8 protein-coding genes are annotated in these 13,032 nt (G+C 46.3%); all 8 read right to left on the reverse strand.

What is annotated here, in order from left to right:
* Positions 1-4 precede the first annotated feature (4 nt).
* The 8 genes from metE to ACERC7_RS02405 all read right to left on the reverse strand — a co-directional run bounded on the left by metE (position 5) and on the right by ACERC7_RS02405 (position 12,958).
* Positions 5-2,236, reverse strand: a complete 2,232-nt coding sequence (gene metE, locus ACERC7_RS02370; protein WP_373666019.1) for a 5-methyltetrahydropteroyltriglutamate--homocysteine S-methyltransferase — start codon at positions 2,234-2,236, stop codon at positions 5-7.
* Positions 2,237-2,744: 508 nt separating this feature from the next.
* Positions 2,745-4,184: a 6-phospho-beta-glucosidase gene (locus tag ACERC7_RS02375; protein ID WP_373666020.1), complete on the reverse strand. Its 1,440-nt coding sequence runs from the start codon at positions 4,182-4,184 to the stop codon at positions 2,745-2,747.
* Positions 4,185-4,187: 3 nt separating this feature from the next.
* On the reverse strand, positions 4,188-4,790 hold the full coding sequence (locus ACERC7_RS02380; protein WP_373666021.1) for a histidine phosphatase family protein: 603 nt from the start codon (positions 4,788-4,790) through the stop codon (positions 4,188-4,190).
* Positions 4,787-5,620, reverse strand: a complete 834-nt coding sequence (locus ACERC7_RS02385; RefSeq protein WP_373666022.1) for an HAD family hydrolase — start codon at positions 5,618-5,620, stop codon at positions 4,787-4,789. The genes ACERC7_RS02380 and ACERC7_RS02385 overlap by 4 nt, the downstream gene beginning before the upstream one ends.
* A gap of 23 nt (positions 5,621-5,643) precedes the next feature.
* A complete protein-coding gene (locus ACERC7_RS02390; RefSeq protein WP_373666023.1) occupies positions 5,644-7,092 on the reverse strand; it encodes a glycoside hydrolase family 1 protein in 1,449 nt (482 codons plus the stop codon).
* 81 nt (positions 7,093-7,173) lie between these two features.
* Positions 7,174-9,081: a beta-glucoside-specific PTS transporter subunit IIABC gene (locus ACERC7_RS02395; protein ID WP_373666024.1), complete on the reverse strand. Its 1,908-nt coding sequence runs from the start codon at positions 9,079-9,081 to the stop codon at positions 7,174-7,176.
* Positions 9,082-9,360: 279 nt separating this feature from the next.
* Entirely contained in the window at positions 9,361-10,200 is an 840-nt protein-coding gene (gene licT, locus ACERC7_RS02400) for a BglG family transcription antiterminator LicT (protein WP_373666025.1), read from the reverse strand.
* A 220-nt stretch (positions 10,201-10,420) separates the two neighbouring features.
* Complete coding sequence (locus ACERC7_RS02405; RefSeq protein WP_373666026.1) at positions 10,421-12,958, reverse strand: M1 family metallopeptidase; 2,538 nt, start codon at positions 12,956-12,958, stop codon at positions 10,421-10,423.
* Positions 12,959-13,032 lie beyond the last annotated feature (74 nt).

Genomic DNA, 13,032 nt, shown 5'->3' on the forward strand with positions numbered 1-13,032 from the left:
GTGCCTATAGGCTCTCCCGTACCTCCTTGGTCGCAGCAACCAGAACCTTGAGCGCCGCAACGGTCTCAGCCTCACTACGGGTCTTAAGCCCGCAATCTGGGTTCACCCAGAATTGCTCCGTGTCCAACTGCTGGAGTGGGCGCTTGATGTTGGCCACTACTTCGTCTTGGGTCGGAACGCGAGGGGAGTGAATGTCATAAACCCCAAGCCCGATTCCCAGTGGGTAAACGGCGGTTTCAAAAGCCTCGATGATGTCCCCATGGCTACGGCTGGTCTCGATGGAAATGACATCTGCATCCAAGGCACGGATAGAGTCAATGATTTCCTCAAACTTGGAATAGCACATGTGGGTGTGGATTTGGGTGCTGTCGGCCACAGACGAGGTCGCAATCCGAAAGGCATTGACCGAATCATCCAAATAAGCCTGTTGCTTGCTCTTGCGGAGCGGCAAGCCCTCACGCAGCGCAGCCTCATCCACCTGAATGATGGCGATGCCTGCTTCTTCTAGGAGTTGAATTTCATCCTTGATAGCCAGTCCAATTTGATTAAAGAGCTCAGCACGCGAAATGTCCGTCCGCTCAAAGGACCAGTTAGTGATGGTGATTGGACCCGTCAGCATCCCCTTAACAGGACGATCCGTCAGGCTTTGAGCATAGGCCGATTCCTTAACCGTCAGAGGTTGGATGTGTTTAACATCGCCGTAGATAATCGGTGGCTTAACCGCACGAGACCCGTAGGACTGCACCCAGCCCAGCTTAGTTGTGGTAAAGCCAGCCAGCTTCTGACCGAAGAACTCAACCATGTCCACCCGCTCAAACTCGCCGTGCACCAGCACATCAATATCCAAATCTTCCTGAATTCGAATCCAACGCTCGATTTCCGCCTTGATAAAGTCCTCATAAGCTTCGTTAGTGATGTCGCCACGTTTCCAGGCCAGACGGGTACGACGAACCTCTGCTGACTGAGGGAAGGAACCGATGGTTGTGGTTGGGAGAATCGGCAGACCCAGTCTCTCCTGCTGAATAGCCTTACGCTTGGCATGGTCAGATGCCCGCTCGGTACGGATATCGGCAATCTTTTCCAAGTCCAGATGACGGAAGTCGGCCGCTTGCAAGGCCTCAAAATCAGCGATGTGCTGGTCGTAGGCAGGGTTGTCAATACCGTCTAGTTTCTCCGCTAAGAGCTTGATTTCTGTCAATTTTTCATCAGCGAAGGACAGACCGCCCAAGAGCACAGGGTCTAAATCCGTCTCCTGTTTGGTGGTCACTGGCACGTGGAGGAGGGAGCAAGACGGTTGGATAACCAGCTCCTTCACACGACCTTTCAGGTCAGATAGCAGAGCAGAGGTCTGAGCAACATCATCTGACCAAACGTTACGACCGTCCACCACTCCGGCAAAGACTTCCTTGTCTGCCAAGCGACCGTCGGCAATCAGCGCCAGATTTTCTTCACGACCATGCACCAAGTCCAAGCCGAAAGCCGCCACAGGCAGGTCAGTCAAGTCTGGGCTAATCAAGGCTTCAAAGTAGGTCTGGAAGATGAGTTTAGCGGCTGGGACTTCCTGAGCAAAGTAAGTGTAAACCGCCTTAGCCAAGTCGAGGTAGTCAGCCGATTCGTCGGTCACAAAAATTGGTTCATCAACCTGGATATAGGTCGCACCAGCCTCAACCAGCTCTGTAAAGATCTGTTTATAAAGTGGAAGCAAGCTATCCACTGCTGTTTTGATATCTGCTATGCCATTTGACAGAGCCACATAGGTAATCGGACCCGTGATGACCGGCTTGGCCTTATCGCCCACCAGCTCATGCGCTTCCAAGTAGAGGTCAAGGAGACGGGTGTTAGTCAGTTTTGGCGTCGTGGTCGGGGTCCACTCAGGCACGATGTAGTGGTAATTCGTGTTGAACCACTTTTTGAGGGAAGAGGCCACATGGTCCTTGTTGCCCCGCGCCACCGCAAAGTAAAGGTCAATGTCCAGCGGCAGGTCACGGAAACGTTCAGGAATGATGTTGAACTGCAAGGAAAGGTTCAAGATGTGGTCATAGAGGGAGAAATCCCCAACGGGAATCAAATCCAGCCCTGCGGCTTTCTGCTTCTTGAGGAAGGCATGGCGGAGCTCCTTAGCCTGAGCAAAGAGGTCTTCTTGGCTAATATTGCCAGCCCAATAGCCCTCAATCAGCTTTTTCCACTCACGGTTCTCACCCAAACGTGGGTAACCCAAACTTGAAATTTTTGTCATAATGGTCTCCTTCGATAAGTTATTACTTCTTTATCATAAACCAAGTCTATTAAAAAAACAATTAGTATATATTTATAACCAGATATAGTTTTAAACTATAACGAAGCCTTATCAAGATTGTAATTTACAGGTGAATCACGACAATGTCTCCTCTCTATGATGATGCCCAAAAAGTGAGGTAAAGACAAGCTGGTCTATTTACCTTTCCATCAGTTTTTACACCTTCCTAGTCTGACATCCCCTCTTGCTCCAAAATCTAACAGTAAATTGATGGCGCCATTTAACTACATGCCTATTTAATCCAATTGCTAATTACCCTATCGCCAAGATTTAGGAAAAGTAAAATATTCACATGTTCCCCCTCAAAAACCAAAGCATATCTAGCTACTTTTCACTTTCTCCAGAGAGCCATTAACCGCATTAGTGTTGGTCGTCACAAATAAGAACAAACACCATGACGAGTCTGCCATGGTGTTTTCATTTTACTATTTAAAGCAATAAATCTTTCTTAATCTAACTCCGTCCCTTGGCTGGCAATGACTTGTTTATACCAGTCAAAGGATTTTTTCTTACTCCGTTTAAGAGTACCTTTGCCCTCGTTATCACGGTCGACGTAGATGAAGCCGTAACGTTTTTTCATTTCGCCTGTTCCAGCTGAAACCAAGTCGATACAGCCCCAGGTGGTGTAACCAAGAAGCTCAACTCCATCTTCATGGATGGCTTGGCTCATGGTTTTAATGTGCTCGCGCAGGTAGCCAATGCGGTAGTCATCCTCAACATAACCAGTCTCATCTGGCGTATCAACTGCACCTAGACCATTTTCAACGATAAACATGGGCTTTTGATACCTATCCCAGATGGTGTTGAGGGTAATCCGTAAGCCTAACGGGTCAATCTGCCAACCCCACTCTGACTCATCCAGATAAGGGTTTTTGATGGAAGCAAAGATGTTTCCAGCTGTCTGTTCATTGACCGCAGGGTCAGCCGACGCCACACGGCTAGAATAATAAGAGAAGGAAATAAAGTCAACCGTATGCTCCTTCAAGAGCTCAGCATCACCATCAGCCATCTCAATTACCACCCCCTCACGCTCCAGTTGTTTGAGCGCATAGGTTGGGTAGCTGCCACGCGCTTGAACATCGATGAAGAAATAGTTTTCTCTATCTTTCTGCATGGCTTCCCAGTAGTCTGCTGGGTGGCAGGTGTGTGGGTAGTATTGACCAGCCGCCAGCATACAACCCACCTTGTTTTCTGGGTCAATCTCGTGGGCAATCTTGGTCGCCAGAGCAGATGCCACCAATTCATGATGAGCCGCTTGATACTTGACTTGGGTCTCGTTTTCACCCTCTTCAAAGTAGAGCCCTGCGCCCATGAACGGGGCATGAAGAATCATGTTAATCTCGTTAAAGGTCAACCAGTATTTGACCAGTCCCTTAAAACGGGTAAAGATGGTCCGGCAGAGGCGTTCATAAAATTCAACCATCTTGCGGTTGCGCCAGCCACCATAGGCCTCAATCAGGTGCATTGGGCAATCAAAGTGAGTGATGGTCACCAATGGCTCGATGCCGTATTTACGGCATTCCTTGAAGAGATCTTCATAATAGGCCAGACCAGCTTCATTTGGCTCTCCTTCATCGCCTTTAGGAAAAATCCGTGTCCAGGCAATGGATAAGCGGTAGGTTTTGAAGCCCATCTCTGCAAAGAGGGCAATATCCTCCTTGTAGCGATGGTACATGTCAATCCCTTCCTTAGCTGGGTAGAAATAGCCCTCTTCAAAATCAAACATTTTTTTCTTCCCAGCGATGATTGGAAAACGATCCTTGCCAATCGGAACAACATCAACGTTGGCTAGACCGCGTCCGTCAACATCGTAGGCGCCTTCGCACTGGTTGGCAGCTGTTGCACCGCCCCACAAAAAGTTAGCTGGAAATGGTTTTACGTTTATCATGACTTACTCCTTTATGTCTCGAATAGCTTTGCTTACTGGGTTTATGATGCGTTTGAGGTCAAGTTCGCCCTTGTCATAGGTGAACTCTAGGATAGCACAGTTGGGGAGGCGCAAGTCCATCGGCCACTCCCAGTCAGAAGTCTGAATCAAGCCCCACATGGCTGCCCCATGACTGACCATGAGCGTTGTCCCTGCTCGGCTATTATCCAAGGTCTCCGCAATGGTCTGCCGTACACGACGACCTACCTCACGAATGTCCTCGCCACCAAAAGGCACAAGCAAGTCCTCAAAGGAGGTGGCACCCACATGGTGCTTGGGCAAGAGCATCTCAGGCTGAGCTTCGAAAATACCAAAGTTCATCTCCTTGAGCCCCTTGAGCTGGGTGACCGGCAGGTCAGTAACGATCTTGGCAGTGTCTGTCGCCCGCTCCTGGGTGGACGAGTAGGCAGCGTCAAAAGCAATACCTGCCTCATCAAAAAACTGTCTGGCCGCTTGCGCTTGAGCGATGCCATTGTCAGTTAAGGGAGAATCACACCACCCCTGCACTCGTTTTTGGGTGTTAAAGAGGGTTTCACCGTGTCGCATCAAGTAAAGTGTCTGAGTCATCTTCTCTCCTCCTCTTCAATCAACTTCAGATGGACAAAAGCCTTGTAAAGTCCGTCTCGTGTCACATCATCTGTCACATAATCCGCAGTAGCCTTCAAGCTGTCCCTCGCATTTCCCATAGCAACGCCAATATGGCACGTTTCCAGCATGGTTTGATCATTTTCTGCATCGCCAAAGGCAATGGTATCATCTAAGCTCACTCCCAGATGCATCAGCAATTCTCTAATGGCACCTGCTTTATGTGTGTCCAGTTGACCTAAATCTCCAAACTCCGTTGCCTTGCCAGTACCACTCCAAAAACCAACCTCCGCCTGGCGAAAGAGTGCTTTAGCTTCCTCGTAGTCGGCTAGACTGTTTAGGCGAAAACTAATCTTAGCAACATCAGAACGATAAAGGTTTTCCCCATAAATCATATCTGGAAAAATGGATCGGATTTTCTCCATGGATTGGTTCAAGTCCATGTCATAAATGGTCGCTGCTTTTTCGACAAAATTTGGGCTAGCATAAAGACCGCTTGGAGATTCGAGGTAAAAGCCTAGATGTTTAGCTTGTAGCCAGTCTACCATTTCCCTTGTCTGATGATGTGTGAACACTTGGTTTTTTAATATCTGGCCTTGATAATCAATATACGCGCCATTACCACCGATAAAGCCATCAAGCCCCAAATCCCAGAGTTCTGGATAAATCTCTGCTTTACTACGACCTGAGCAAATGAAAACTTTATGCCCTGCTTGCCTAGCTCTGGCAATGGCAACCCGAGCAGACTCTGGTATCTTCATGTCATAATCGACCAAAGTACCATCAATATCAAGAAAAATGTATTTACTCATCTGCTTCTCCTAGTTAGCGGCACTTAGTTATCATCTGATTTGTAGAGACTTTCGCCATTGGTAGCGATAACGTCCTTGTACCAATAAAACGATTTCTTCTTGTAGCGGTTGAGTGTGCCTGTGCCATCATCGTTGCGGTCAACGTAGATGAAACCATACCGTTTGCTGAGCTCAGCAGTTGACGCAGACACCAAATCAATTGGTCCCCAAATCGTGTAGCCGAGTAACTCAACACCATCTTGAAGTGCTTCGCCAACCTGAATCAAGTGTTCACGTAGGTAGTTGATGCGGTAATCATCTTCGACGGTCGGTCCAGAAGCACCGTCAACCAGCACATCTTTTGCACCTAAACCATTTTCGACAATGAAAAGTGGCAACTGATAGCGATCGTAAAAATCATTGAGCACCAAACGAAGACCGACTGGGTCAATCTGCCAGCCCCACTCAGAAGCATCCAGATAAGGATTGGTGATGCCACCCATGATATTACCACGTCCTGTTGCATAATCCTCTGGGTTATGAGCCATAGCCACGCTCATGTAGTAAGAGAAGGAAATAAAGTCAACGGTGTGCTCTGCAAGTAGCTCTGCATCACCCTCAGCAAACTGAATGGCAATGTTATTTTCCTTGAAATACCGCTTGATGTAGTTAGGGTATTTTCCTCTGGCATGAATATCGCTGAACAGGTAGTTTTGATTGTTGAACTCACGCACTGCTAACTGGTCAAGCGGGTGAGAAGTCATCCCATAAGTTGGCATGGCAATCACCATACAGCCAATCTTGAAGTCAGGGTTAATCTCATGACCGACCTTGGTCGCCAAGGCTGACGCCACCAGTTCATGATGAACAGCCTGATAGAGGTCTTGCTTGCTCAATTCTTCTACAGGGGTCGCGATGCCACCTGACATAAACGGCGCATGCAAGACAGAGTTGACCTCATTAAAGGTCAACCAATACTTGACCTTATCCTTATAGCGGGTAAAGACGGTACGGACATAACGCTCATAGAAACTGATTAAGTCACGGTTAGCCCAGCCATTGTACTGACGAGCGAGATGCAGCGGCGTTTCGTAGTGAGATAAGGTGACCAAAGGCTCAATGCCATATTTTGCTAACTCATCAAAGACCTTATCATAAAAAGCAAGTCCAGCCTCATTTGGCTCTAGCTCATCACCATTAGGGAAAATCCGAGACCAAGCGATGGATAGGCGGAAAACCTTGAAGCCCATTTCAGCAAAAAGGGCAATATCTTCCTTATAGCGATTGTAAAAATCAATCCCTACCAGTTTGAGGTTGTCCTCAGTTGGCTGGTCTGTAATCAGTGGGTTCTTATCACCAGGTTTTGCAGGCATACCACCGCGGGGGGTCACATCCTGCACAGATAAGCCCTTACCATCAACGTTGTAAGCTCCTTCAAATTGGTTAGCAGCGGTTGCTCCACCCCAGAGAAAATCTTTTGGAAAAATAGTCATGATAAACTCCTTTTTATATCTTTGAAAATAGGCACCTTTTCAAACAAGTACTGTCTGAAAAGGAGCCTGTGTCATTGTCAATTAGCGAACTGTTGTCATGAGGTAGTCGCCTGTATGAGCTTGGCGCTCCTGACTGGTCAAGATGTCAGTAAAGGCATCAGTGTTAGTGACGATGATTGGGGTCACAACAGGCAGACCTGCTGCACGAATGGTGTCCAGGTCAAATTCCAATAGTTTTTGACCAGCTTCCACCACATCACCAACTTCGACGAAGGACTTAAAGCCTTTACCAGCCAGGGACACAGTATCCATACCGATATGGATGAGAAGCTCAGCACCATTTTCAGTGGTCAAACCGATGGCGTGCTTGGTCGGAAAGACCAAGGTCACTTCAGCCTTAGCTGGGGCTACAACGACACCGTCAATGGGATCAATGGCAACACCTTTACCCATAGCTCCAGATGCAAAGACTTGGTCTGGCACTTCTGGCAATGGAACAATCGTCCCCATAAGAGGCGCTGCTAAGATTTCCTGTTTAATCTCTTTAAGCTCAGGAACTGGAGCTGTTTCAGGCTTTTTTGCTGGCGCATCACCTCCACCGTAGAGGTTAGGCACTGGCGCAAAGTACTGAATGATAAATGAAATGACAATCGCTGCAACTGTACCGATAATCATGGTGTATATACCTGAAAAATCACCATCTGGGCTAACATAAGATGGGTACTGGAAGATACCGAGCGCACCAACTGAGTAACCCGTTGCTCCTGCAAACATGGTATAACCACCAATCAGACCTGATACGGCACAAGAGATGTAGAACGGAATCTTCATCGGCAAGGTCACACCGTAGATGGCAGGCTCAGTCACCCCAAAGATAGAAGAAATCAAGGCAGGAATAGAAACGGTTTTAACTTTTTGTTCTTTGGTTTTCAAGATGATGGCCAAAAGCACACCTGTTTGAGTGAAGTTAGGAAGAGATGCTGCAACTAGAATGTTTGTCATCCCTGTTGTTACCATCTGTTGGATAGCCAATGGTACAATCGCCCAGTGTAGACCAAACATGACAAGAACCTGCCAAAGTGCACCCAGAACGACACCGTAAAGAATTGGACTAAAGTTAGCAAGACCTGAGAAAGCACCGTTAAGAAGATCAGAAGCAAAGTTAGCTACTGGACCAACCAAGAGGAAGGTTAATGGCACTGAAACAATAATAGTCACAAATGGGACAATAAAGAGTTTGACCACATCTGGCGTGACTTTTCGCATGTACTTCTCAATGACAGAAGCTACCCAAACAGCCAAGATAGCTGGCATAACGGTTGAGAGGTAACCACCTGATGGCAAAGCAAACGGAATACCAAAGACATTGCTAATGCCTGCTTCTTGGAGAGCTGTCACAGACGTTGCCAAGGTCGGGTAAACCATAGCACCCGCAATAGCCAGAGCTGTAAACTCATTGAGTTTGAATTTGCGAGCTGCAGTCAAAGCCACCATGATTGGCAGGTATTGGAAGAATCCATCCCCCGCTGCGGTCAGAATAACTGCTAAAGCACTCTTATCTGGCGTAATACCAGCTGCTGCCATAATAGCGACGATACCTTTGATGATCCCAGCCGCTGCCAAAGGACCAAGGAAAGGTTGGAAAATTCCTGAAATCAAGTCAATGAATCGCTCAAAGAGGTTACCTGATGCAGGAACATCATCACCTTCATCAGTATCCAGTGAACCAATTCCCTTAACGCCTTGTGCAATCACTGCCGCATAGACATCAGGAACATGGTTACCGATAACTACTTGGTATTGACCTCCTGCTTTAACGACAGTCACGACACCATCGCGAGCTTTGAGGTAGTCAGTGTCTGCCTTGCTCTCATCCTTGAGTTCAAAGCGCAGACGGGTAACGCAGTGACGAAGACTTTTAACATTGTCTTTACCGCCAACGTGAGCGACGATATCCTTCGCCAACTCAGTGTAATCTTTTTTAGCCATATCAGGCTCCTCCGAAAAATTTTTTTGAATTGCTTGGTCTTTAACAAGCAAAAAACCTAAACAAATACCAAACAAAATGGGGCTGACTAGGGTGTCAGTATTTTGTCTTGTATTCATTTAGGTTTTGCCTGCTTAACCAGTAACAATCCTGATGAGTTTATGATACCACTTTCATTTTGATTTGGCAAGCGTTTTTATAATTTTTTTTTAGATTTTTTATTAACTGGTTATTTTCTCAAGCATAGACAAACCATCGACTAATCTGCCGATGGCTTATTCTTATTGGCTAACAACTCGCTGGATATGAATGGTCAGGTAGACTTCTTCATCTTGACTCATGATAAAGTTGTGATGGCTATTAATATATGCTTTAATTTTCTGGGTGCAAGCATAGGCTTGTGGGTAATTGACCTTGACTTGTTCGTAGAGAAAGGCATCATTGTTGCCCTGAACCAGTCCGTTAACCACTCGCTGAGCAAAATAATTAACATGGGTGACAAAGCGATTGTAGGCAATAGAGTTATCATCTGTCATCGTATCTTGACCAAAATAAAGACGAACAATTTCTAAAATCCCCATGACAATCTGAGTGGTTTGATAATTTTTGTTCACCAAGCCGCTATCTTTTTGAGCATTGACATAATGAAGTGCCAGAGATGCTGCTTCATCATCTCCCAGCTGTACACCTAGCTTTTCGGAGACGATAGCAATAGCCTCCTTCCCCAACTGATATTCGGTCGGGTAGAATTTCCTAATTTCCCAAACCAAAGGGTTCTGTAAACTAATACCCTGCTGAGTTCGCTCAATGGCATAGTGCAAGTGATCGGCTAAAGAAAGATAGGAGGTTAACTCAAACACCTGACCAAGTGCGACTTCCGCCAAGTGAATAATTTGTAAAATGACATCAATTTCATCAGCACTCAATGCCCCATAAATTTGATACCATTCATGAGCTGTCGCGGTATTTTCAGGAACAAAAGTTTTCTCAATCAAATCAGGATCTATGCTATCACCAACTTTTTTACCAAAGCCTAGTCCTCTTCCCATCAGAACAACTTCTTGACCGTCTTGGTTGATGACTTGCACCACATTATTATTGTAAATCTTATCAATTTTCATCAATAATACTCCTACCCGATAAAAAATAACCTAAACAGCCAGAAAACACAGGGCAAGACCTGCTATCTCCTATCTGTTTAGGTTTTGCCTGCTATCCAGTAACAATCCTACCTCTCAAGTCTATCAGATTTGTCAAAAAATTGCAAGGGTTTTCGCTTTGCAAACTCAAAAAGTGAGCGAAAGTTCCGTCAGAATGACGACTTCACTCACTTCTATTGTCTTACTTAGTAGCCTCAGCAATAGCTGCGAGGACAGCTTCTTTGTTCCTATCAATCATTGCTACGCGAGCAGCAATTTGCTTAATCCCCATGTTAATCAAGCGATTAAGTCCTGGGTCTTCTAATTTTGTTTCAAAGAAAGCTCGGTATTGCTCCAGTTCGTGGTCTGTCTTGAAATTATTGGAGGGAACTTTAATGAAATCAGTACGGTCATTGCCCAAGGTCTCTGTCAACCAATCCCAGTTTTCACATGCCCAATCCCAAGCTTGTTGACGACTGAACTCATGACCAGACAAGTAAGCATACCAGCGTCCCAAATCTTGCGGCTTGACAAGCGTCTTATCCTTGAGTTGGCTTAAGAGCAACTGTAACCCGTCGTCTGAGCGATTCCATGCTAAAGCTGCCAGAACCTGGTAACGGTAGCTGCTATCAACAGTATCAACATATTCTCTAAGGTAGGTGGTGATAAGCTCGTCTGACGGTGCGGTTTTCATCTGTCCGATTAACACCGCCACGCGCATGTGAGCTGGTAAATCCTCTAATTTTTCTTGATTGTCTTGGAAAATAGCTGACGCTTGTGCCAAGGCAGGGGCATAATCAGCAGCAACCAAACTGTTCAGTGTCCATTCCCGCAAGATAGCATCTTCATCTGGCTCACCAGCAATAGCCTGCCAGCCAAGTCGCTCGTAGTGGTGACGATAAACCTGACAACACAGCGTATTAAACTGGTCATATTCTGGACTACCCTCGTCAACAAAGTCACTCAAGCCACCCAACAGCTCACGAATGCTTGACATCACTAGATAAGACGGCTCTTTTGCCAAAGGCAAGAGCAGAGGAACCAACTCGGCATAGGACAACTGGCCACTTTCAGCCAATAATCGACGTTCTTGCAGGATTTGACGTTTGTCAATCGGAGATAAATCAGGCAAGTCAGCCAACACAGCATCCAGTAATTCTCCCTCATAATTGGTTAAGTAATGGGCAGTGTTTTCTGTATTCAAGCGCAGCGCCCCTTGATTGCTAGCTTTCAGTTGACTGTAGTTAGAGATACGAATCTCTCTCTCAGACAGGGTATCTGGTAAGCCAGACCAGTTGCTGTTAAGCGGAATCTGCCAGAGACGTCCCTTGTCCTCATGATCACCGATGAAAAATTGTTCCTGACGAAGGATTAGGGTATCGTCTTCAACACGTGCTGTGACAAGAGGATAGCCCGGTTGCTCTAACCAAGAGTCCATAAAGCCAGCGACATCTTTACCGGACTGTTCTGCCAAGCAATCCCAGAGGTTTTGACCGATCGTGTTTTGGTACTGATGGGTCATAAAGTATTGGCGCAAGCCATTTCTAAAGGCCTCATCACCCAGCCAACGATGGAGCATCACCATCAGACGACTGCCCTTGGCGTAGACAATAGCGGGGTCAAAGAGGGTATCAATCTCGTCTGGGTGATGAACGTCCATATGCACAGACTGAACACCATCAGTCGCATCTCTTGTCAAGGCAGCAGGCACACCAGTTGCTTGGAAATCTTCTAAAATGTTCCAAGATGGCTCAATGGCATCTAGTGCCAGATATTCCATCATATTAGCAAAGCTCTCATTGAGCCACAAGTCATCCCACCAAGCCATGGTAACCAAATTACCGAACCATTGGTGGGCTACTTCATGGGCAATAACCAGAGCCAGATTCTGACGAACTTTAACTGTTGCATTTTTATCAGCGAGCAGGTAAATTTCACGGTAGGTAATCAAGCCCCAGTTTTCCATGGCTCCTGCTGAAAAATCCGGCAAACCAACGTGGTAAGACAGTGGAATAGGGTACTTGACACCAAAGTAATCCTCGTAGAATTCGATGACACGTGTGGCAATATCCAAGGCAAAATCCGTCTTGTCTAAACGATGCGCTCTAGTTGCAAAAACGCCGACGGTTGTTCCGTTTTTCGTTGTGGCTGTCTGACCATGCAAGTCACCGATAGCAAAGGCAAGCAAATAAGAGGACATGCGTGGCGTCGTGTCAAAGCGCCAAATCCCTGTCTCTTTACGGCGGTCAACGTCGATTTCGGGCATGTTTGACAAGACAATCTCGCCCTCTTCCTGATCGAAACGAATCGATAAATCAAATGTAGCCTTGGCCTCAGGTTCATCAATACTTGGAAAGGCTTGACGCGCAAAATGACTCTCAAACTGAGTTGAAATCACTTCTTTTTGCACCCCGTCTACAGTGTAATAAGACGGGTAAATACCTGTCATATTATCCGTGACCTGTCCTGAATATATTAAGGTCAAGCTCACCTGACCTGTTTCTGGCAACTGTATATGCACTGCTTCCTTAGCGTGGTCATGCTCAAAAGCTAATGCTTGCCCTGAAGAGCTCACTGAAGTAAGCGTCAAGTCTTTTTGGTGCAATGAGATTTTATCTGATTGCGCTTGACCAGACAAAACGAGTTGGCCTGTAAAGGTCTTATCTTTTCTGTTGATGTCCAAGAATAAGTCATAATGTTCTGGGACAAAAGTGTTAATGTAGCGTTCTACTGTGGTCATTTATTGCTCCTTATCTTTTTTTTGATAACTATCTGTAAACTAGACAACAGATATAATATTTGTTCTAGTATAGC

Source organism: Streptococcus sp. E17BB (genome assembly GCF_041807725.1).
Taxonomy (GTDB): Bacteria; Bacillota; Bacilli; order Lactobacillales; family Streptococcaceae; genus Streptococcus; species Streptococcus entericus.

Coding starts and splice junctions, on each gene's coding strand:
- ACERC7_RS02375 (WP_373666020.1), bottom strand. CDS start 4,184: ATGATAAACGTAAAACCATTTCCAGCTAACTTTTTGTGGGGCGGTGCA.
- ACERC7_RS02390 (WP_373666023.1), bottom strand. CDS start 7,092: ATGACTATTTTTCCAAAAGATTTTCTCTGGGGTGGAGCAACCGCTGCT.
- ACERC7_RS02405 (WP_373666026.1), bottom strand. CDS start 12,958: ATGACCACAGTAGAACGCTACATTAACACTTTTGTCCCAGAACATTAT.
- licT (WP_373666025.1), bottom strand. CDS start 10,200: ATGAAAATTGATAAGATTTACAATAATAATGTGGTGCAAGTCATCAAC.
- ACERC7_RS02380 (WP_373666021.1), bottom strand. CDS start 4,790: ATGACTCAGACACTTTACTTGATGCGACACGGTGAAACCCTCTTTAAC.
- ACERC7_RS02385 (WP_373666022.1), bottom strand. CDS start 5,620: ATGAGTAAATACATTTTTCTTGATATTGATGGTACTTTGGTCGATTAT.
- ACERC7_RS02395 (WP_373666024.1), bottom strand. CDS start 9,081: ATGGCTAAAAAAGATTACACTGAGTTGGCGAAGGATATCGTCGCTCAC.
- metE (WP_373666019.1), bottom strand. CDS start 2,236: ATGACAAAAATTTCAAGTTTGGGTTACCCACGTTTGGGTGAGAACCGT.